The 21,359-nt window shown below is 64.4% G+C and carries 17 protein-coding genes; 16 read left to right on the forward strand and 1 reads right to left on the reverse strand.

The genetic code is table 11. The annotated features are described in order from the left end of the window. Positions 1-128: 128 nt before the first annotated feature. Both G5C50_RS18575 and G5C50_RS18580 read left to right on the forward strand, forming a co-directional pair. Positions 129-1,244: a GntR family transcriptional regulator gene (locus tag G5C50_RS18575; protein WP_165071754.1), complete on the forward strand. Its 1,116-nt coding sequence runs from the start codon at positions 129-131 to the stop codon at positions 1,242-1,244. A gap of 77 nt (positions 1,245-1,321) precedes the next feature. Next, positions 1,322-2,089, forward strand: coding sequence for a DUF4058 family protein (locus G5C50_RS18580; RefSeq protein ID WP_165071755.1), 768 nt, complete (start codon positions 1,322-1,324; stop codon positions 2,087-2,089). Positions 2,090-2,095: 6 nt separating this feature from the next. Here the strand turns inward: G5C50_RS18580 and G5C50_RS18585 are convergent, their stop codons facing one another. Beyond that, positions 2,096-3,571, reverse strand: a complete 1,476-nt coding sequence (locus G5C50_RS18585) for a diadenylate cyclase (protein ID WP_240907218.1) — start codon at positions 3,569-3,571, stop codon at positions 2,096-2,098. A 334-nt stretch (positions 3,572-3,905) separates the two neighbouring features. On the opposite strand from G5C50_RS18585, the gene G5C50_RS18590 reads away from it, so the two are divergent. From G5C50_RS18590 to hflX, 14 genes are all read left to right on the forward strand, one after another. Continuing rightward, complete coding sequence (locus G5C50_RS18590) at positions 3,906-4,535, forward strand: protein-tyrosine phosphatase family protein (protein WP_165071756.1); 630 nt, start codon at positions 3,906-3,908, stop codon at positions 4,533-4,535. 184 nt (positions 4,536-4,719) lie between these two features. Then, a complete protein-coding gene (locus tag G5C50_RS18595) occupies positions 4,720-5,229 on the forward strand; it encodes an N-acetyltransferase (RefSeq protein WP_165071757.1) in 510 nt (169 codons plus the stop codon). A gap of 124 nt (positions 5,230-5,353) precedes the next feature. Next, on the forward strand, positions 5,354-7,021 hold the full coding sequence (locus G5C50_RS18600) for an ArnT family glycosyltransferase (RefSeq protein ID WP_240907220.1): 1,668 nt from the start codon (positions 5,354-5,356) through the stop codon (positions 7,019-7,021). Next, complete coding sequence (miaA, locus tag G5C50_RS18605) at positions 7,018-7,956, forward strand: tRNA (adenosine(37)-N6)-dimethylallyltransferase MiaA (protein WP_165071758.1); 939 nt, start codon at positions 7,018-7,020, stop codon at positions 7,954-7,956. The genes G5C50_RS18600 and miaA overlap by 4 nt, the downstream gene beginning before the upstream one ends. A gap of 172 nt (positions 7,957-8,128) precedes the next feature. After that, a complete protein-coding gene (locus tag G5C50_RS18610) occupies positions 8,129-10,009 on the forward strand; it encodes a DUF11 domain-containing protein (protein WP_165071759.1) in 1,881 nt (626 codons plus the stop codon). A gap of 186 nt (positions 10,010-10,195) precedes the next feature. Then, the gene (locus tag G5C50_RS18615; protein WP_165071761.1) at positions 10,196-11,896 is read left to right on the forward strand and encodes a tetratricopeptide repeat protein; all 1,701 of its coding nucleotides are present in this window, start codon (positions 10,196-10,198) and stop codon (positions 11,894-11,896) included. Then, on the forward strand, positions 11,893-12,792 hold the full coding sequence (truB, locus tag G5C50_RS18620) for a tRNA pseudouridine(55) synthase TruB (protein WP_240907227.1): 900 nt from the start codon (positions 11,893-11,895) through the stop codon (positions 12,790-12,792). The genes G5C50_RS18615 and truB overlap by 4 nt, the downstream gene beginning before the upstream one ends. Positions 12,793-13,479: 687 nt before the next feature. Continuing rightward, entirely contained in the window at positions 13,480-14,544 is a 1,065-nt protein-coding gene (locus tag G5C50_RS18625) for a DUF1559 domain-containing protein (protein WP_165071762.1), read from the forward strand. 51 nt (positions 14,545-14,595) lie between these two features. Next, positions 14,596-14,808, forward strand: a complete 213-nt coding sequence (locus G5C50_RS18630; RefSeq protein ID WP_165071763.1) for a hypothetical protein — start codon at positions 14,596-14,598, stop codon at positions 14,806-14,808. A gap of 125 nt (positions 14,809-14,933) precedes the next feature. Continuing rightward, the gene (locus G5C50_RS18635) at positions 14,934-16,001 is read left to right on the forward strand and encodes a DUF1559 family PulG-like putative transporter (protein WP_165071764.1); all 1,068 of its coding nucleotides are present in this window, start codon (positions 14,934-14,936) and stop codon (positions 15,999-16,001) included. Between the two features lie 58 nt (positions 16,002-16,059). After that, on the forward strand, positions 16,060-16,278 hold the full coding sequence (locus tag G5C50_RS18640) for a hypothetical protein (protein WP_165071765.1): 219 nt from the start codon (positions 16,060-16,062) through the stop codon (positions 16,276-16,278). A gap of 684 nt (positions 16,279-16,962) precedes the next feature. After that, positions 16,963-17,994: a DUF1559 domain-containing protein gene (locus tag G5C50_RS18645; protein ID WP_165071946.1), complete on the forward strand. Its 1,032-nt coding sequence runs from the start codon at positions 16,963-16,965 to the stop codon at positions 17,992-17,994. A gap of 90 nt (positions 17,995-18,084) precedes the next feature. Next, complete coding sequence (locus G5C50_RS18650) at positions 18,085-18,294, forward strand: hypothetical protein (protein ID WP_165071766.1); 210 nt, start codon at positions 18,085-18,087, stop codon at positions 18,292-18,294. Positions 18,295-18,591: 297 nt separating this feature from the next. Further along, complete coding sequence (gene hflX, locus G5C50_RS18655) at positions 18,592-19,899, forward strand: GTPase HflX (RefSeq protein ID WP_165071767.1); 1,308 nt, start codon at positions 18,592-18,594, stop codon at positions 19,897-19,899. Positions 19,900-21,359: the final 1,460 nt, after the last annotated feature.

The following is a 21,359-nucleotide window of genomic DNA, read 5'->3' on the forward strand; positions in this document are numbered from 1 at the left end:
GGTGGGGGAACGCTTCACCCGCCTGTCAGCCGAAGTATAAATTCCCAGGGCGATGATGGCATTGGCGATTCGTATGGAATCTGTAAAATAGTTGTCATGGCTAATCGGGTTGATGGTCAGGTTCAATCATGACGCTCGAACCAAAACACGAACGTGTCTCGCGAGAGCTGACGGCGGAGATCGCCGCGGGGAAGTTCGGGCCGTCCGGCCGATTACCCAGCGAGGCGCAACTTGTGGGACGGTTTGGCGTCTCGCGGCCGACCATCGCGCGGGCGATGCGAGACCTGCAGGATCAGGGTTTGGTGGAGCGCCGAGTTGGGGCGGGGAGTTTCGTCCGGCCTCAGGCTGTGACCGCGACGGCCGGCCATCAGCTTGGCTTCCTCGTCCCCGGATTGGGTACGACTGAGATCTTCGAGGCGATCGGCGGCGAACTGGCGGGGCTGGCCCGAGGTCGAGGCTATGGCCTGATCTGGGGGGCGGGGCGGCGGTCGTCGAGCGAGGATCTGGGCTTCCGCGACGCCGACGAGCTATGCGATCAGTTCGTTCGCAGCCGGGCCGCGGGCGTCTTCTTCGCCCCATTCGAGAACGCGTCGGAGGGCGCATCGGCCAATCGCGACCTTGTCGAGAAGCTGCGGCGGGAAGGGGTGGCGGTTGTCTTGATCGACCGCGATCTTGTCCCATTCCCCATGCGCGAGGGGTTGGACCTGGTGGGGTTGGACAACTTCGCCGCCGGCTTCATGGCGGCCGATCATCTACTGAAGCTGGGCTGTCGCTCGCTGGCCTTCGCTCGTCGACGGTTTTCCGCTCCGACTGTCGACGCCCGGATCGCCGGGGCCCGCGAGGCGATGCTGTCGCGAGGCCTCTCCACACCCGTCGACTTCGTTCGCGAGGGTGAGTTCGACGACCCGGAACAGGTCCGTGACTCGTTCCTCCGCGACCCTCTCGACGCGATCATTTGCGCCAATGATCGGATGGCGGCCGTTTTGATGCGATCGCTCCAACGCTGCGGCCGGCGCGTTCCCCAGGACGTCCGACTCGTCGGCTTCGACGACGTCCGTTATGCGACGCTGCTGTCCGTCCCCCTGACCACGATTCATCAGCCCTGTCGCGAAATCGCGGCCGTCGCTTTCCGCACGATGCTCGACCGAATCGCCGACCCTCAACTTCCTGCTCGCACGATCCGACTCACTCCGCGACTGGTCGTTCGCGAGTCGTGCGGGGCCTACCTGCCAAGGTCCGGCTGAGGGAGACGCGATCCAAACGCCCGTGCTATGCTCGAAATCGACGAGAGTCCAACCGTCGCCGTTGTGGGAGAATCGCCATGCCCTCGCCGTTCCCGGGGATGAATCCGTGGCTTGAGCACCCGCTCGTCTGGCACGGGTTCCATCATCTTTATCTGTCGCGTCTCTGCCGTCAGATTGCGAGTCAGATCTCTCCCCGGTACGTCGTCGATGTCGATGACAACGTCTACATCAACAACGAAGACGAGGAACGCGTGGGCTGGTTCCGCCCCGACCTTGGCGTGAGGCGAACGGACGAGCAGCGCCCGGCTTGCGGCACGGCCGTCGCCCAGATCGAGGCTCCCGTTTACCTGGAGCTTCCTCGGGAGAATGAGGAACGGCTCCCTTATCTCCGGATCACGGATGCCGACGGTCAGTATCTCGTGACCGTCGTCGAACTCTTGAGCCCTACGAACAAGCGGCCGGGCGACAACCGGACGAGCTATCTCAACAAGCGACGAACGATCCTGGCGGCCGACGTCAACCTCGTCGAGATCGACTTCTTGCGGGCACATCCGCCGATGCCGACGAGCGCCCGCCCCCCTTGCGCCTATTCGGTCCTCGTGGTTCGCGCCGAGCGACAGAGTCGGGCTGGGTTCTGGCCGATCGGCCTACGCGATCCGCTGCCGATCATCCCGATCCCACTGAAGTCCGAAGACGTCCCGGCCCGCGTTGATCTCCGGGCGGCTCTCGATGAAGCCTACGAGGACGCAGCCTATCAGTATCGCCTCTACAAGCGCGACCCCGAACCGCCGCTCTCGCCCGAGGACGACGTCTGGGCTCGCGGGCTCTTGCCAACGACCAGTTGATGGTCGTCAGAATTCCCAGACGCGGCGACCCTTGAGGAACATCGACACGTAACCGTCCTCGCTCACTTTCAGCACGGGGCCGAATTGCGAGGCCGCCAGCGCGGCGAGAGTCCGGGCGCCCTGAACGGAACGGCCCATGTCGAGGACTTCGGGGTTGATCCGGAGGATCGCGCCGAAGGTCAGCAGGTTGCCGTCGGGGTCGGCGACGACAGCGCCGTCGAGGCTGGCGATCGATTCCAGCACGGTCGGTTCCAACTGGCCGACGGTCATCCCGCGGACCGCGTGGTGTAGTGCCCTCTTCGCCAGGCGCGGCGAGAGGTTCTCCGGGTCCTGAGGGTCGTCGAAGGCGATCTCCTCAGCCATCCTGTCGACCGGGGCGATGAGCTGGGGGACGGACTTCTCGGGGTCTCGGGCGACCACCAGCAAGGCTCCGACGCGGGCCTCGCTGAGATTCAGCGCCGCCTGGAAGAGACGGCGGGCGAGGTCGCCGTCGCTCGATCGTTTCACGGCCTCGCGCCAGACGGCGAACTTGTTGGGGATGTCCAGCAGGCGCCAGCGGCCGTCACTGAAGCTGAAGGCCAATTCCCCCTCGGCGAAGACCTTGATCTCTTGCTGAGGTGTGAGAACCAGGCAGACGTGGCCGCCGGTGATCGTCGCTCGGGCGTGGCTCTGGTAAGGCCGGGGGCAGAGATGCGCGAGCGGACGCTGGAGCTGCGTCCGTTCAGCCCACTCGGCGATGTCGGCGATTCGGACCAACTCCCCTTGAGGGTCGACCACGAAGACCGTTCGGGTTCCATCGCAAAGGCGGTGGAACCCCTTGATGGCCGTCAGACGGGCGTTGAACTGCGGAGCGCCCTGCATGTTCTCCCGACCGGGCGTCGTCGGATCGTGAGGCGTCCCCAGGAGCAGGGCCCCGGTGGTGACTCGTTTGTTCTCATAGGTGGACAACGCGGCGACCCGCAGGGCTTCGAGCGCCGCCGGGATCCGAAAGGGACCGACCGTCGACAGGAAGTCGGCGATGATCAGGTCTTCGGTCAGGTAACTGAACCGCTCGACGCGGTCGGCGACCTCGTGATCGAAGAGGGCGCGGAAGCGGAAGTCGAGAGCCCGCACGATGACGTCGATCATCCGACGCTCGGCCGGGAAGAGCGGGACGGGGCTTCCGGGCTGGAAGGTCAGTCGGGTCCCGCGCCATTCGATATCGATGGCGAGTCGGTCCGGGTCGTCGATGAGGCGGTAGGGGGCTTCCTGCATGACGACGTCGCCGTCGATGATCGTACGGTCCCCCTGGATCTCCAGGATGGAGTCCGGGAAGAAGTGCTCCAGGGTGCGCCGCATCACCGATTGGTAGAGTCCGACGACCTTGGAGACGGGTCCGAGATGCCGGTCGGATCGAGCCTGCAAGGTGTACTCCGCCATCGTCATCGTCGCGATCGAGGCCGGGTCGAACCGGACCGCCCGCCTGACTGCATGATCCATCATCGCCGACGGTCCTCCGGCGGTTTTCGCCCAGGTTAACCCAATCCTAGGAGACGGGGGGAAGAATACCAAGGGGGCGGAATTTGACGACGTGAAAAACCGCTTCCTGCGCGTCGGCGCTGAATTTTCTCAACCAGGCCGCACCTGGGGACCGATGTCCAGGGGATGTCGCCGCCGTCGAGGTTCGAGGGGCCTGCGCGTCCCCCTTGTCGAGGTCTGCGTCTCCTGCTAGGATTCGCCGCCCCCGTCCGGCCGTCGGTCGCGAGGGAGCCCCAGGGAAGGGGAGCGTCAAGGCGGGTCGAGCCCGTCGGTCGGCTGATGAGGGAGTATTCGCCCGATGACCAATCGTCGTAAGTGGCTGCGTGGCGGGCTGGCGATCGGATTGACCGGCCTGGCCGGCCACCAGCTCTGGCGTCACGGCCACGATTACGTCTTCGCCGAGCAGTTCGCGGAGGTCGTCCCCGGCAAGATCTACCGCGGCGCCTGGCAGAAGGAATGGCCCATGCGGCGGATCGCCCGCGACTACAAGATCAAGTCGATCCTCGCGCTCGCCCACCCATATGACAGCGCCATCGCCGTCAAGGAACGGGCCCTCGCCAAGGAACTGGGGATCAACTGGATCCACAAGCCGATCATCGACCAGCGCAACGAGGCGGTGCCGAAGACGATCTTCGACATCCTCGACGAGGCCGCTTCGGTCCTGAACGACCCGGCCAACTACCCGATCTTCTTCCACTGCCACCACGGGCTGAACCGGGTCTCGATGGCCCAGATCGCCTACCGGACCAAATACTGCGGGTGGACGCTGGACCGGGCGACTGACGAGGTGGCGTCGAGCTTCGGGCTGGTGAAGGTCAACCACGGGCCCGACTATCGGACGATGATCCAGTACTACGACAAGAACGTCCTTCCGTACCGCGAGAACACGCAGGCCATCGCCGCCAAGGACGCCCCCGCGACCCGCTAAAGATCACGGCGTCGCCCGGTTCCAGGATATCGACGGAACAACGCTTGATTCCCCGGCCGTGCGCGCTAAAATGAGTGTTCCAGGCCGATCCATGCGCCGAGGCGTCGTCTCGGCTTTTTTCTGGGCCTGTGATTTGCAAGTTCCCCTGCAAACGGCTGCTAAGCCGATTCGGGAGGTTCCTCGATTGAACATCCGCACCGCACGCGTCGGCGACGTTCCCGCCATCTATGAGCTGATTCGCAAGTTCGCGGACCGCAAGGTCATGATCCGCAGGTCCATGGGCGAACTGTACGAGTCGATTCGAGAATTCCTCGTCGCGGTGGACGAGGAAGGGAGAGTTGTGGGCTGTGTGGCGTTGCATGTGTTCTGGGAGGACCTTGCCGAGTTGAAGTGTCTGGCCGTCGCCGAGGAAGCTCAGGGCATGGGGGTCGGCCGCAAGCTGGTCGACGCCTGCTGGGAGCAAGCGAGCGACCTGGAGATCAACTCGGTCTTTGCGCTGACCTACGCCGTCGGGTTTTTCGAGCGTTGCGGCTACGCCCAGATCGATAAGGCGGAACTGCCGCACAAGATCTGGAACGAGTGCGTCCGCTGCCCGCTCTTCCCGAACTGCACGGAAGTCGCCCTGATCCGCTCGCATGAGCCGATCGTGAAGACCGCCGAGCCCGCCAACGGCCTGGTGCTCGCGCCCGTCTGACGATCCATCGATCGGAGCGGCGTCCGTGAGCGGTCCTGAAGCGAAACGAAACGGCCCGGGAAGTCCGACGATCCCCGTCGATTCTCCCGGGCCTTCCTCTGCGCCGAGCCTTCCAGGAAGGCGCTTGTTCATCGCCTCGCTGCTCGTCGGCGCGGCGACGCTCGTCCTGATGCTGGCGACCGAGCCTCGGTTGGCGATCGCCTGGGATGAGAGTTACAGCCTTGGCCGCGAGGCTCGATTACGGCTCTGGTTCCAGGCTCTCCGCGATCCGACCGCATTCGCGGCGAGTTGGAAGCCGCCGGTCGAGGAGTTGGTCCAGCAGGAGGGGGCTCCACCCCCGCCGGCTTCGAGGGTCGACTCTCGGTGGAAACTGCTCACCGACCCGGACGTCCTCGCCTGGTTCTGGCCGTTCGCCCGCGAGGAACCCCACGGCCATCCCCCGTTCTACGCCTTGCTGGGGCTGATCGGCGACGTGCTGACGCCTGGCCGATCCGACCTCGCGCGGGGACGCCTGGGGCCGATTCTCCTGTTCAGCTTCTGTGCGGGGGCCTTGTTCCACTTCGTCGGTCGACGCTGGGGATGGTGGGCGGCGGCGGCTTCGGCCGGAGCGTGGGTTTTGCACCCCCAGATGTTCGGCTACGGCCACTACGCCACGTATGACGGTCCTCTCACGTGCGTCTGGCTGTTGGCCGTCATGGCTTTCGCCAAGGCCGTCGAACAGGAACCAGCGGCAGGTGGGAGGCGAGCCGAATTGCTCTGGGCCGTCGTCCTCGGGGCGGTGCTCGGTTGTGCGATGGCGAACAAGCTGACGGGCTGGTTCCTCCCCTTGCCGTTTCTCGTCTGGGCGGTGATCTATCGGAGCGGGCAGGCGTTTCGCACGCTTGCGTTCGGAGTGTGCATCGGTCTGGCCGTCGCCTATCTGCTTCAGCCGCCATGGTGGTCCGAGCCGATCGCTGGGCCGCTGCGGTTCTTCCGATCGAACCTGACTCGGGACCAGACGATTCGGATCGAGGTCCAGTTCCTGGGGACCATTTACCAGACGCCGAAAGAATCGCTCCCCTGGTTCAACACGATCGTACTGACGGCGTTCACCACGCCCGTCGGCTTTCTTCTGCTAGCCCTGGCGGGGGCGTGGCGGGCGGTCGCGAGGTGGAAGGTCGAGCCGATTCTTCTGCTCTTTCTTGGACACTGGCTCTTTCTGCTCGCCCTCCGAGCGATGCCTCACGTGCCGGGCCACGACGGAGTCCGGCTGTTTCTGCCGGCCTTCGGAATGCTCGCGCTGCTGGCAGGGCCTGGGGCGGAGCAAATCCGGGCGTGGTTCGGGCGGTTTTCGCGCTGGATCGTCGGGGCGAGCTTGCTGGAAGGGGCTTTGAGCGTCGCTGTCATGCTGCCTGTTCCGCTCTCGTACTACAGCCCGCTCGTCGGCGGTCTACCGGGGGCCTCGAAGCTGGGCATGGAGCCCACATACTACTGGGACGCCCTCGACGCCGACGCCCTCGCCTGGCTCCGGGAGAAGACCGACCAGGGGCGGACGATCCGGTTTTCCACATTCCCCACTTCCTGGTTGTACCTCCGGCGCACAGGCGACTTGCCGCAGAAGCTCGCCCCGATCGATCCGGGACAGCCGCAGTGGTACGTCTTTCAGAACCGGCCCGGGGCGATGCACCCCTGGGATCGCATCTTGATCTCCAGAACCCAGCCAGCCTACGTCGTGACCAAGCTCGGGGTGCCGCTCGTTTGGGTCTATCCCTATGAGGCCGTCGAGCAAGCGATGCGCGAGGTCGGCCGGTGACTCTCGCTCCCGAGCATCGCGCCATCTATCTGACCGGACCGACGGCCTCCGGCAAGTCAGCGGTCGGCGTTCATCTGGCCCGTCTCCTCGACGCCGAGATCCTCGCGCTCGACTCGATGACGCTTTACCGCGGCATGGACGTCGGCACGGCCAAACCGACGAGGGAAGAGCAGGGGGGCGTCCCTCACCATCTGATCGACGTCCTCGATCCCTGGGAGTCGGCGAGCGTCGCGCAGTATCGCGGCTGGGCCCTGGAGATGATCCAAGCCGTTGAGTCGCGGGGGCGACGAGTTCTGTTCGTCGGCGGCACCGCTCTCTATTTGAAGGCGATGCTCCGGGGGCTGTTCGACGGGCCCGGGGCCGTGCCCGAGGTTCGCGGCCGGCTCGAAGCCGAGGCGGAAAGCCTGGGCGACGCCGTCATGCACGCCCGGCTCGCAACCCTTGACCCGGCGACGGCCGCGCGATTGCATCCCAACGACCGCCGTCGGATCGTCCGGGCGCTTGAGGTGATCGAGACGACCGGCTCTCCCTTCAGCACCCTTCAGTGCGAACACGACCGCGCCGCGCCGGCCAGCGTTCGAGTCTTCGCACTGACGCCTCCCCGACCCTGGTTGTACGACCGCATCAACCGTCGTGTTCTGGGAATGTTCGATGCTGGGCTCATCGACGAGGTCCAACGCCTTCAGGCTGGTCCAAGGCCGATGGGGTCGGTCGCCGCGCAGGGGGTTGGATACAAGGAAGTGATCGCCCACCTGGCGGGGGGGGCTGATCTGCGTCAGACCATCGACCTGATCCAGACCCGAACGCGGCAGTTCGCCAAGCGGCAGGGGACTTGGTTCCGGGGGCTCTCCGAGGTCTCGCCGATTTCGATCGAGCCGGTCGAGTCGGCGGAGGTCGTGGCGCAGAGGCTGGCGGCGGAGATCGTCGGCGATTGACCTTCCGGCCTGGGCGGGGTTGTGCTATCAAACCGGCGGAGGATCGGCCGAGGTCCCGACACGCGCCGACGCGCGCCGGTCGCCGGGGCCGTTCCCGACCGGATCGCACTCGAACCCGTCGCGACGCACGGCGTCGCATTGGGCGGGCGTCCCAAGGAGGGGATGGTAAACCATGGGCCGGCGACTCTTCTTTCTGCTCGGCATGGTGTTGTTGATCGCCTGCGGCCCCGCACGCATTCTGGGCGCGCAGGAGGCGTTCCCCGTCGACGCCCCCGCTCCCGCTCCGGCATCGCCCGGAACGGCCGGCCTGGAACAGTTTCCGGCCGAGGCCGCGCCGGCGCCGACCGCTCCCGCCCCCTCCACCCGCGAGCCCCTCCCCGGCATGGAAGACGCCCCGCTGGCCCCCCGCGCCGGGACCGGCGTCGCCCCGCGCGATGAAGAAGTCGAGCAGGTTCAGGCCGGCGGAAAGGGGCCGGCAGCAGCCCCAGCGCCGGCCGCTGCGGCCTCGGCTTCTGGAATCGTCCCCGACGGCGGTTACCTTGCGCCCATCGAGCGGCTCCCGCTAGGGAAACACGAGGTCCTCGTCAACGTCGAGGTTCAGGCCCCGGCCGAGATGAACGTGAACAAGGAATCGACGGTCAAAATCATCGTCGTCAACAGCGGTTCGACGGACGCGCTCGGCGTTTGCGTCCGCGATGAACTGCCCCAGGGCCTGAAGTTCATCTCCAGCTCGCCCCCGCCCGAGACCGACGCCCAGGGCCTCCTGACCTGGCGGCTGGGGACGCTTCCCGCCGGTTCCCCCAAGACGATCCTGTTGCGCGTCGTTCCGACTTCGGTGACCCATATGGATCATGCGGCGACCGTCTCGTTCCAGGCCGGCAGCAAGGCGAGGACTCGGGTTCTGGAGCCGAAGTTGAAGGTTGAGGTCGTCCAGCGGCCGAGTCTGTCCAAGCAGCTCAAAGGGAAGCCGGTGGAGTTCCAGATCTCGGTCTTCAACACGGGCGACGGCCCGGTGCGGAACATCATGGTGCTGGCGAAGCTCAGCCCGGGGCTTTCGTACGAGACCAAGGATCGCGGCGGCGACCCGAGCAGCCTTGAACACCCGATTGAGGGGCTTGAGCCGGGCGGACGCATCGACCTGCCGGCTCTCAGCGTCGACGCCAGACAGGGGGGGCGACAAACCTGCACGGTGAAGGTCACCAGCCCCGACGTCGTCTTCAACGCCGCCGACGCCGAGGTCGAACGCGCCGTGGACGTCATCGAGCCCAAGCTTAAGCTCCAACTGGCTGCTCCTGATAAGCGTTACACCGATACGGTCGCCCAGTACGAACTGACCATCGAGAACCCCGGCACGGCGACCGCGAAGAACGTTCGAGTGTCGATCGCCCTGCCGGTCAGCGGCAAGTTGATCTCCGTCCCCTCGGGCGTCGACTACGACCGCACGTCCAAGCGATTGATCTGGTCTGTTCCCGAACTTCCTCCGACCGATCCGGCCAACGCCGCCGCCAAGCCTCGCGTGCTGCCGTTCGAGGTCCGGATGCTTGACGTCGGCTTCTACGAGGTGACCGCCGAGGCGAAGGCCGACGGCGTGGCCGTCGTGCGGGACAAACAATCAACGGACGTGCAGGGGATGGCCGACCTCGACATCTACGTCACCGAAAAACGACGGGTCGTCGACGAGGGCAACGAAACGACGTTCTTCATCCGCCTTGAAAATCGAGGCACCAAGGAAGCGTCGAACGTCGCCGTGGTCGCCGAGGTCTCCAAGAACCTCCAGCCGACGGAGACCTCCGGCGGGCCCGAAGGGGAGAGCCAAAGGTCCCCCGATGGATCCCAGGTCCAATTCCCGGTCATCGATCGGATCGGACCCGGCGCCTACGTGCTGCTGGGCGTTAAGGTGAAGGTCAAGGGAGTCGCCGACGGGATCGGGACCTGCACGGTCAACGTGAAGCACGACGACCTGGGAGCCAGCGCGGTCCTGAAGGGGATGGCCAACGTCAAGGTCGCGGCGGGCCGTCGCACGGCCGACGCCTCCGACCCCGGCGCCAGATGACGACGGTCGCGCCGGCGGGTTGGCTCGCCGGCCTGATCCAAGTACAATCGAGGCGGCTCGTTCGCGCGTTGCGGGCGGGTTGAAAGCGGCCTTATCCCCTGACGACGAGCCGATGTGACCTCCGCTGCGTCGTTGCTTTCCGCCCGCGAACCCCCGACCATCGCCTAACACGGCCCACTTGCGACCTTGGACCTCTCCGATCCCCATCTGTCTCGAAGCCTCCACCGGCGGACCGTCTTAAAATGGCTGGCCCTCTTCGTGCTGGCGCTGGTTGCGGCGTTGGGGGTGAGTCTGGCGCTGGCTCTTCCTGACCTATTGCCGATCCTCTCGCGGGACGTCCGGCGTGGGTTGGCCGAGGCCTTGCTCTCGGGGGCCATCATCCTCCGCACGGCTCTGGTCGTGGCTAGCGTCTTCGGTCTGCCGATCGCCGCCTGGAACGCCCTGAGCGCCCGGCGGCGGGGTCAGCCCGCGGGACGGGCGGGGCAGGCCTTCCTCATGGCGCTTTCGTGCCTGTCTTCGCTGGTCGCCCTGGAACTGGGAGCGGCCGTCGTCCTGGCCTGGGTTCACCGGTTCCCGGTCCTCCCCACGACGTTTCCGGCTGAGGAGCCCGGCGTCTACCGCCTCCTGGTCCTTGGCGGATCGAGCGCGTTGGGCGAGCCCTACCGGGCCTGTGTTTCGGTGGGGCAGATCGTGGCGTGGAAGCTGGCCGAGGCCGCGCCGGAGCGTCGCTTCGAGGTGGAGACGCTCGCCTGGCTGGGCGACTCGCTGGAGCTTCAGCACCAGAAGCTCGCCCGGATCGTCCGGAAGCCGGACGCCGTGATCGTCTACTCGGGCCACAACGAATTCGCCGCACGGTTCGAGTCGGATCGGGTCTATGAAGTGGGCATGGAATCGACCTCGGCCTTCGTCGCCGGGGTCCACCGTCTCGACGGCGGCTCGCCGTTCGGGCGCCTCGTCCGCGAACTCCTCAGCAAGATCCGGCTGGATTCGCCGCCGTCGTTGAAAAACCGCCATCAGGTCGTCGACCCCCCCCTCTGCGGACCGGCCGAAACCGCCGCCGTGCTCGCCGACTTCACGGCGCGGCTGGAGGAGATCGTCGCCTACTGCGAGCGGATCGGGGCCCAACCCATCCTGATCATCCCCCCCGCCAACGAGGCCGACTACGAACCGAGCCGTTCGACCGTCGAGCCGGGCGTCGGCGGGGAAGAGCGGCGTCGAATTGCGGATACGTTGCTGGAGGCTCGATCGCGGGAAGCCTCCGAACCCCTCCACGCCGAGGGCGTCTATCGATCGATCATCGACCGTCACCCGGAGTTCGCCGAGGCGCACTACCGACTCGGAGGGCGGCTTCGAGCCGCGGGAAAGTCGGACGAGGCTCGCGAGGAGTTCATGAAGGCCCTCGATCTCGACGGCCTGCCGATCCGCTGCCCATCGCCGTTCCGCGACGTTTACCGCCGCGTGGCGGAGAGGCATGCCAACTGCATTCTCATCGATGGTCGTCGCGAACTGATGGAGACCAGCCCGGCGGGGATGCTGGACGACTCGGTCGTCGAGGACACGCACCACCCGAACCTGAGGGGATACGTCGCGCTGGCCGCCGCGGTGCTCCGAGAGTTGGCGGGGCGATCCGCTTTCGGGGCGGCGGCCGTCTCCAGGCCCGACGTTTCCTCGTGCGCCGCCCATTTCGGTCTCGACTCCACTCGGCTGGCTGAGGCCTGTGATCGAACGAGCGTCCATTACCGTCGGGTCGCTGGCTATCGCTACGACCCGACCGAACGATTGGCCAAGTCCGAGCGATTCGCCGAAGCCGCTCGCAGACTACGTGCGGGGGAACCGATCGATGCGGTCGGCCTCCCCGCCTTTCCACCTGAGGGCCGTTCCCAGTGAGTCTTGCAGACGTGGGCGTGGGCCCGGAGCTTTCCGGGATCCTGAACCTCGACAAGCCCCCCGGCGTGACCTCGCGCGACGTCGTCAACCGCGTCGTTCGCCTGCTGCCGCGCAAGGTGAAGGCCGGACACGCCGGCACGCTCGATCCGTTGGCGACCGGCGTTCTGGTCGTCTGCGTCGGCTCGGCCACCCGACTGATCGAGTTCGTCCAGCGGATGGGGAAGACCTACCGATCGACGTTCCGCCTCGGCGCCCGAAGCGACACGCACGACGTCGACGGCACCGTGGTCGCCACGGCTGATCCGCGCGTGCCGAGCCTTGACGAGATCGAGGCGGTCCTGGCTTCCCAGGTCGGTGAGATCCTGCAGCACCCCCCCTCGTTTTCGGCCCTGAAAGTCGAGGGCCGGCGGGCTTATGAACTGGCCCGCGCCGGTGAGGCCGTCGAACTGGCTCCGCGCCCGGTTCGCATCGATGCGATCCGGATTCTGGATTACACCTGGCCCCGGCTCGATCTGGAGATCGACTGTGGGAGCGGGACCTACATCCGATCGATCGCACGCGACCTGGGAGAGACGCTCGGCTGCGGGGCCGTCATGGAGACGCTGGCGCGAACGCGGATCGGCGTCTTCGCCCAGGCCGACGCCGTCGCTCCCGCCGATCTCGACCGGGGCACCCTTTTTGAGACCATCCGCCCGGCGCTCGACGCCGTCCCCGACCTTCCTCGCCTTCCCCTCGACGAGGAGAACCTGGCCGACGTGCTGCTCGGCCGGAAGCTGAACCTGGACGCCCCACCCGCGTGCGATGTCGCACTCATCGCCCCGGATGGTCGGCTGGTGGCCATCGGCGAAGTCGCGCCAGATGGCCACATCATCCAACCGAGGAAGGTGCTGGGATAGGACCGGACCGGCCTTCAATCGGCACAAGATTTGACGTGAACCGCCCGGAATGTCTTCATGATAGATAGCGCTGCGCTCTGAGCCACCCTGGTTCGGAGCAGCAACCGGCCCAGTGTCGGGGAAGCATCGAGCAGGGGCCGAGGCTGGACGCATGTTTCCACGTATCGGCATGTCTGGTTTTCTCGTCAGGACCTCCGAGGAAATTAAGAAAGCCTCCACGCGTCTGCAAACAGGGTTTAACAGCTCGTTAATCGAGGTTGGAAGTTGACTAATCGCGGCTTGAGCTATAACATCTTAATGATCGTGGGAACAAGTAATCGTTGCTGGACCCTTCCTCTCTCTCCAGCCAGCGATTAATTCGATTCGGGGTCGGTCTCGTGCCGAGTCTTGAAGCTCTCCGCCTTGCTTCCCTCCTCTATCAACGTCTGCCTAGCTCATAACATCCTAATCCCCCTGCTGATCGCTGGGCCGTTCTCGTTTATGGAGAACCGGCTTATCGCGTGATTTCATGGGTGATCAGGGTCGATTCTTGAATTCATGCAGCCCTGATTTCGCTCCGCCGCCACGAATCAGCGATCGTCATCGATCGCTGTTCCGTCATGTGCATTGATTCAGCCGTTTGGTTGAGTTTGTGCATTCATGTATTTTGATAAGTAATTCGGTTCGTCTTCTCTTTCGAGGAAGCCCATGTCGTTGAGCTCGGTTCCGCGTCGCGGATTCACGCTGATCGAACTGCTGGTCGTCATTGCCATTATCGCTGTGTTGATCGCCCTGCTGCTCCCGGCCGTACAGGCTGCGCGCGAGGCCGCCCGCCGCGCCCAGTGCGTGAACAACCTCAAGCAGGTTGGGCTGGCTCTCGCCAATTACGAGAGCTCCAACGGCACGTTTCCGCCCGGTTCCATCGGCAACGGCAGCAAGCCGACTTCCGACTGCAGCGTTCGTCGACGGCATACGTTCTTCACCATGATCCTGCCGATGATGGAGCAGACCCAGATCTATAATTCGGTGAACTTCCTGGTTCCCGCCATCGACACGGGGAATCCGTTCGGGACGGTCGCGGTCAACGGCGGCGCCTGCAACCTGACGGCCCTGAACACGACGATCGGCTCGCTGATCTGCCCTTCGGACAACGTCCTGCCGCCCGCCGCCACGACCACCCGTGGTCGAGCCCAGTCTTCCTACTCGGGATCGACGGGTCACAAGGACGTCCGTCACTGGTGGTACGGCTGCCCTGCCAGCCCCTCGATCATCCAGTCGGACGGCATGTTCAACGCCGACTACAACTACGCGGTGAGCGACGTCTCCGACGGCCTGAGCAACACGCTGTTCGTCGGCGAGGTTTCGGCCTACCGTACCGACCCGGATGCGGCGACCTACACCAACCAGTGGGGCAACGACGCCTACACCTCGTCCTCGGTGACGGGCGTCACCCGGCCCAACGCCCTGGCTTTCACGCTCTCCAAGCCTAACGCCAGCATGCTCGTCCCGGACGTTCCCTCGGACAGCTCCTACACCACCAACTGGGAGCGGAATCCCAGCACGCGATTCCAGGACTTCGGCCAGTGGGGTTTCCGTAGCCGTCACTCCGGCGGCGTGAACTTCCTCTTCGGCGACGGCAGCGTCCACTTCATCAAGGACTCCATCGAGGTCGTCTCGGGGACCAATCCGACCAACGGATGGGCTCAGAACGGCGTCTATCGCAAGCTGGCCACCCGCGGCTCCAACGAGACCGTCAGCGCGGACGCCTATTGAGCGAAGTCCGGTTGAAACCGACCCTCTCGACCACCTAGCAGGATTTGTTTCATGCGGCATCGAAGATTGGTCCTGGCGGCGTTTCTGGGTTCGTGCCTGGTCGGCCTGACCGGCTGCGGCGAGGAAGGCGGGGGAGGCGCGTCGGCGACCTCGGGCGGTGAAGAGGCGGGTGTGGCGAAGGCGTCCCGCGCACCGGCTGCTCCGCCCCCGCCGCCTACCGGCAACTCCAAGGCCCAGCAGGCCCCGCTCGAGACCTACAACTGATCCACGGTGTACGCCGGGCCTCGCCTGCCAAAGCCGAGGCTGCGGCCGCCGGGACTTGAATCATTAAGCTTCGACATAAATGCGAATTCCGACTCGTCCCCATCAGTCATGAGGTTTTTCCGAGAATGAGTCTTCCTGAACAGAACCGCGTTCGAGGCTTCACGCTGATCGAGCTGCTGGTCGTCATCGCCATCATCGCCGTGCTCATCGCCTTGCTGCTTCCGGCCGTGCAGTCGGCCCGCGAGGCGGCCCGTCGCGCCCAGTGCGTCAACAACCTCAAGCAGATCGGCCTGGGCCTGGCGAACTACGAGAGCGCCCAGGGCACCTATCCCCTGGGCTCGCTCCGCTACGGCGGAGGGGCCGGCAAGGATACCAGCTTCCCCCGCCGTCACACCTTCTTCGCCTTCATTCTGCCGCAGATCGAGCAGTCGGCGATCTACAACTCCATCAACTTCATGGTGGGATCGCTCGACAACGGCAGTGTCATGGGGGTGGTTCCCTCCTTCGGTAAGGAGATGAACAGCACGGCTTACAACTCGATGATCGCCACGTACATCTGCCCCTCCGACCTCAAGTCGAGGTCTTATCCGACCAACGTCGCGGGACGGTCGCAGAGCTCTTACGGCGGCTCTATGGGCAACAAGGACATCACCCACTGGTGGAACGGCGCAAGCGCGAACGTGCCTTCGGCCCAGAGCGACGGCATGTTCATGCCCGACTATAACTACGGCGTCTCGGCCGTCACCGATGGCTTGAGCAACACCCTCTTCGTCGGCGAGACCTCCAAGTTCCGCAACGACGCCGACGGCGACTGGTTCTATCAGTGGAACATGGACGCCTGGTACGGCTCGAACATCGCCAGCGGCGTGAGCCGAATCTTCGCCTTCGCGACCACCGTGGCCAAGCCCAACGCCAGCGTCCTGATTCCTGAGCCGGGCGGCGATGGCACTTACTACACCGACTGGGATCTCAACCCGACGTCCCAGCTCCAGAACATGGGCCAATGGGGCTTCCGCAGCATGCACTCGGGCGGGGTGAACTTCCTCTTCGGCGACGGCAGCGTCCACTTCATCAAGGACTCCATCGAGGTCGCGGGCGGCATCAATCCGGCCAACGGTCAGCGCCTTGCGGGCGTCTATCGCAAGCTGGCCACTCGCTCCGGCGGCGAACTGATCAGCTCGGACGCGTATTGATCTTCGACGATCGCCCGGCCGAAGGCGGCCGGGTTTCGAACAGGAGCCACGAAAGAGTATGAAGATTCGATCGCTCGTCCTGACGGCCGTCGCCTCCGCCTTCTGCCTCTGCATGAGCGGCTGCGATTCGGGCGGTGTGGATGCCATCTCGGCGAGCAGCAAGACCGGCCCGGCCGACGCCGCCGCCACGACCCCTGCCACCGCTCCCAAGGCACTCCCTGTGCACAAGCATCGGTCCAATGAGGCCCCCGGCCCCCTCCCACCGCCCGAAGTCTGATCAAGCCGAAGTCTGATCAAGCCGAAGTCGGAACTGCGATTTCCAAGTAAGGCCCGGACGGTTGATTCCGTCCGGGCCTTTTCGCGCGCCGGCCTTCGGCTTTCGGGCGATTCAATGGAGAGCAATTGACGCGGCTCCGGTGAGTTCAGCGTGCCGCTCTCAAGGATTATAAAGTCTTTGTTCATATCGACTTCAGATATCCTTTTGCAGGGCCGTGTCCCGAGAGTAGCCATCCCGCGCATCTCCATGAGGGCACAATCGAGCTATTCCGCATGAGGCGGCCTCTCCTATGCGCCATCGAGCTTGGGACTGGACACCGCGGCTTTCAGATGCCATAACATTGGCTTGGGCGTGCCTCCATGCTAGTGGAGATCCTGAAGCATCAAAAGCTTGTCGGGCTTCGCTTCCGACGGGTTTTGTCTTCCGATGAATCTGGCCTTCTGAAGTTGTTTTATTTGGAAGGAGAGCTTCTCCTCCTGCGGCTTGCCGTGGGTTGGAGGGCTGGTCCGGTCGTAAACTTCATGGGGTTTTCTCGTTTTTTGGTGAAATCAAGACACTCTGTTTCCGTAGCAGATTGAAAAGGGCCATCGCTGAAACTCGCCTCGTTCAGGATTCCGGTTCAGAGTGATGCGGCTCATGACGTGAACGTGATTCGGATCGCTCCTATAGCCTAGAGAAACAGCCATGTCGCCTAGGTTTGACCGCTCTCGCGGCTTCACCTTGATCGAGTTGCTGGTCGTGATTGCGATCATCGCGGTCCTCATCGCTTTGCTGCTCCCCGCAGTCCAGGCTGCGCGCGAAGCCGCTCGACGCGCTCAGTGCGTCAACAACCTGAAGCAGATGGGGCTTGGGTTGGCGAATTACGAGAGCGCAATGGGCAAGTACCCGATGGGGACGATCAAGTACGACTCGACGAGCTGCTCGCGCTCCTATCTGGTGTATTACAATGTATTTGAAATGATTTTGCCATTTATTGAGCAGAAGGTTGTCTTTGACGCGGCCAACTTCATGAGCGCGTCTGGGTATGCCTCGAGCTTTAACACGACCGCGTTCAACACCAAGATCCCCAGCTATATCTGCCCGTCCGACTTGCCGATCAACCCTCTGGATCCAAGCCAGGGGCAGATCCCCACGCCGCAGGTGAGTTATGCGTTCTGCATCGGTCTGACCGATTGCATGTACTACACCGTCGCCGCGACCAGTCCCAATTGCGGCGCGATCGAGCCGAATGGGATGTTCGGCCTCAATTACACCTTCAACGTCAGCAGCGTGGTCGATGGGCTCAGCAACACCATCTTTCTGGGAGAGGCTTCTCGATTCCGAGGAGAGCCTTCGGCCTCCAGCGCGGGGACCCCGAACTACGTACCCAACTGGAACATGGCGGGGAGGTTCTTTCAGCCCGGTTTCATGAACGACACCCGTCCCGTGGGGTGGGCGACGACGGCCGCCAAGATCAACGCCAAGGGGCAGCAGTTCACGCTTTATAGCTCGTCGTTCTACAGTCCCGCCGTGGTCTCCGACCTGGAGAATTGGTACAAGATCCCTCAGGTCCAGGACTATGGTCAGCTCAGCTTCCACAGCCAGCATCCCGGTGGGGCCAACGTCCTCTTCGGCGATGGTTCGGTTCGATTCCTGAAGGAACAGACCAGCCTCCCCGTGCTCAACGCCCTGGGGACGCGGGCCCGCGGCGAGGTGATCTCGGCCGACGCTTACTAGGCCTTCGTTGTTGATTCGACGTTGTCGTGCTCCAGGACCGAGGCTGGTCTTCTCCACCTTCGACCTCTTGCCTGCCTGCCGGGGACTGCCATGACCCTTTTCCGCATGTGCTCGACCGCCGTCGCGACCATCGCCCTGCTCGTAGGCGGATGCAGCTTTGATAGCGGCGAGGGCGCCAGCGTCGCGCCTCCGCCGGCGGATCAGAAATCGGAGACGCACGCGTTCAAGTCCAAGAAGCTGCGAGCGGCGACGACCTCGGACGCCGCGACCAATTCGGGCGTGCAAATCAAGGGCGAATGAGTCATGACCGGCCGTCGAGGTCGCTTGAGGTCGGAGCATAACCTGCTTGAGATGCCAGGCCCGGGTGCAAGCCGTTCGGGCCTTGTCGTGCGCCAGTTGATGAGTTGGACGCCGGGACGCGGATGATGGAATTCTGTGAACCTTGATGGTTTCTGAGGCGTCTGAATGAGAGAGCCTCAACGAGGACGGCCCAGCCCGATCGTCGTTGACCGCATCTGTACAGATACCTACAATTCGTCCTGCGTTCGACGTCGTTTCGAACCGGTCTCCGAAACCTGAAGCGAGGTACCAGCCCACTTGATCGACACGAGCCGTAACGAGCGTTTGGGGAGCAAGGAACGAGCGATCCTGGCCGGAGTCATCCTGCCCGGCGCGGTTTACAACACCGACGATCCCCTGGACGAGATCCGGGGCCTGGCCAAGACGGCCGGTCTGGAGACGGTCGGCACCCTGTTGCAGAAGCGGCAGCAGGTGGACGTCGCGACCTACATCGGCTCGGGCAAGGTCGAGGAACTCAGGGAACTGGTGAAGGCCTACGAGGCCGACGTCGTCGTCTTCGACGCCGATCTCGGGCCGGCGCAGACTCGCAACCTGGAAAAGGTCCTTGAGGTCAAGGTCGTCGACCGCACCGAGGTCATCCTCGACATCTTCGCGGTCCACGCTCGGACCCATGAGGCCCACCTTCAGGTGGAACTGGCGCAGCTTGAATACGCCATGCCCCGCCTGAAGCGGATGTGGACGCACCTTTCCCGCTACAAGGGGGGGATCGGCGTCCGCGGTCCTGGCGAAAAGCAGCTTGAAGAAGACAAGCGGCTGGTCGTCCACCGGATCCAGGAGCTGAAGGCGAAGCTCGGCAAGATCCAGGCTCGGAAGGAGCGCGAGGTTGCCGGTCGAGGGGACTTCCCGACCGTCTCGCTCGTCGGCTACACCAACGCCGGCAAGAGCACGCTCATGAACGCCCTGACCGACGCCGGCGTCCTGGTCGAGGATAAGCTCTTCGCCACTCTCGACACGCGGACACGCAAATGGCGGTTCCGGGGCGGAGGCGCGGCACTGCTGTCGGACACGGTCGGCTTCATCCGCGATCTGCCGCACTCGTTGGTCGCTTCGTTCAAGGCGACCCTGGAGGAAGCCCGTCAGGCCGATTTGCTGCTGCACGTCGTCGACTCGTCGAGTCCCGACGCCGAGATGCAAGTCCAGGCTGTCACCGCTGTTCTGGAAGAGCTGGGCCTGAAGGATCATCCGACCCTCCTCGTCCTGAACAAGGCCGACAAGGTCCCCGACCGTTCTTTCCTCGACGTTCTTCGCGCACATCACACCGGCTCGGTCACGATCAGCGCGGCGACCAGGGACGGACTGGACGCCCTGGAGAACGCCGTGCGGCTGGCCCTGCTCGAATCGGCTCTGGACGCCGAGGTCGAGACGAGCGTCGCCGATGGCCGTGTCCTCTCCTACCTGGCTCAGTACGCTCAGATCTACGACCGCACCTATGACGAGGACCGCGATCGCGTCGTCCTCCAATGTCGTCTCCCGCGCCGTTGCCTTGATTTCCTGCTGGAGCACGGGGCCGAGGTCCGCGAGAAGCAGCATCGGGTTTACGCCTGAACTGAGACTCTCGAGATCGAAACAGGGGAGGGGGCGGATGATCGCCTCCTCCTTTTTTTATGCGCATGGCTCGAACCGCCGAACTCCCCCCCCCATTGGGTTCGTTTGCGAGTCCTGAGAATCAGATCCGTCGGTTGTAAACAGTCTGTACAATTCAGGTTGTGCTCCATAACCAGGGGCCGAGATTGGCTTCCCTCGTCCATTTTTCGTGGCAGGCTGTGATTTCGCCCGTCGTCGGCGAGTCGATTTACGAACGCCCGCCGCTTCCAGTTCAGCCGGGCTTCTGGCGATCGTCCCAGGGGAGCCGACACCCTGTCGAAGCCTGACGAATTTGGGTCCGTTCGCCCTTCTGATCGGGGGAGCGTTTGCTAAAAGTGTATTAAGGGTATTGGGTTTACGTTCCTGAACCGGGGGCTGGGATTGGGTTCGGTCGTCCACTTTATTGATCGATTTCATCGGGTGTTCGGTCGGCATATGAAGGGCGATATCCCAGCGCTCTCCGATAGATATGTTACGACCGAATCGCCTTTTCTGGCTCTTGGTCTGAATGCTCACGCTGGCGCTGCGGGAGAAGAATCGATCCCCCGGCTGGCACGTTCGGTACGGATTTCGCCATGCATCTACTGGAAGAACATGGACGTCTTCAGCACACGCGCGCCTGGAACGGCGTAGAATGAGACATCGACAGGGTTCGATGGGCCTCGCGGGTGGAAGGGGGCGGATCATGAGACGGCGACAACCAAGTTTGGCACTCACGGCGGGTCTGGCCGCGGTCCTCGTTTTCCTGTCGAGTACGGACGTCTGGGCCCAGCGCGGCGGCATGCGCGGGGGCGGCGGTGGAATGCGTGGCGGCGGTGGCATGGGGGGCATGCGCGGCGGGATGGGAGGCATGCGGGCCCCGAGCATGGGTGGCATGCGTGGTGGTGGTATGGGAGCGATGCGAGCCCCGAGCATGGGAGCCATGCGGTCTCCAAGTATGGGAGCCATGCGGTCTCCGAACATGGGCGCGATGCGGTCCCCTAACATGGGTGGAATGGGGGCGATGCGGTCCCCCAACATGGGTGGCATGGGCGCGATGCGGTCCCCGAATATGGGTGGAATGGGTGCGATGCGTTCCCCGAGTGCGGGGGGATTGGGCGCGATGCGATCGCCCAGTATGGGCGGCGTGAGGTCGCCGGGTGGCGCGCTGGGCGGTATGCGCGGAGGAATGCCGGGCGGCGGCATGGTGAATCGCGGTGGTCCTTCGCTGGGGAGTCGGCCAGGGATCTCCAACCCCGGTTCGATGAACTGGGCCAATCGAGGCTCGATCGGCGGGGTGGGGGTTGGCGGTCGACCGAACGCCTGGGGCGGTGCAGGCGGCATGAGGCCTGGCGTGGGGAGTGGCCCCGCTTTGGGATCGAATCGGCCTGGCCTGGGTGGTGGTCCCGCTCTGGGAGCGAATCGGCCCGGGTCGATTAACT

It is taken from the genome of Paludisphaera rhizosphaerae, assembly GCF_011065895.1.
GTDB lineage: Bacteria > Planctomycetota > Planctomycetia > Isosphaerales > Isosphaeraceae > Paludisphaera > Paludisphaera rhizosphaerae.

Bases quoted from the DNA above. Each gene is read 5' to 3' on its own strand.
- G5C50_RS18625 (WP_165071762.1), top strand. From the start codon at position 13,480: ATGTCGTTGAGCTCGGTTCCGCGTCGCGGATTCACGCTGATCGAACTG.
- G5C50_RS18585 (WP_240907218.1), bottom strand. From the start codon at position 3,571: ATGATGGATCATGCAGTCAGGCGGGCGGTCCGGTTCGACCCGGCCTCG.
- G5C50_RS18650 (WP_165071766.1), top strand. From the start codon at position 18,085: ATGACCCTTTTCCGCATGTGCTCGACCGCCGTCGCGACCATCGCCCTG.
- G5C50_RS18580 (WP_165071755.1), top strand. From the start codon at position 1,322: ATGCCCTCGCCGTTCCCGGGGATGAATCCGTGGCTTGAGCACCCGCTC.
- G5C50_RS18645 (WP_165071946.1), top strand. From the start codon at position 16,963: ATGTCGCCTAGGTTTGACCGCTCTCGCGGCTTCACCTTGATCGAGTTG.
- G5C50_RS18630 (WP_165071763.1), top strand. From the start codon at position 14,596: ATGCGGCATCGAAGATTGGTCCTGGCGGCGTTTCTGGGTTCGTGCCTG.
- G5C50_RS18590 (WP_165071756.1), top strand. From the start codon at position 3,906: ATGACCAATCGTCGTAAGTGGCTGCGTGGCGGGCTGGCGATCGGATTG.
- G5C50_RS18640 (WP_165071765.1), top strand. From the start codon at position 16,060: ATGAAGATTCGATCGCTCGTCCTGACGGCCGTCGCCTCCGCCTTCTGC.
- G5C50_RS18635 (WP_165071764.1), top strand. From the start codon at position 14,934: ATGAGTCTTCCTGAACAGAACCGCGTTCGAGGCTTCACGCTGATCGAG.
- G5C50_RS18575 (WP_165071754.1), top strand. From the start codon at position 129: ATGACGCTCGAACCAAAACACGAACGTGTCTCGCGAGAGCTGACGGCG.
- G5C50_RS18610 (WP_165071759.1), top strand. From the start codon at position 8,129: ATGGGCCGGCGACTCTTCTTTCTGCTCGGCATGGTGTTGTTGATCGCC.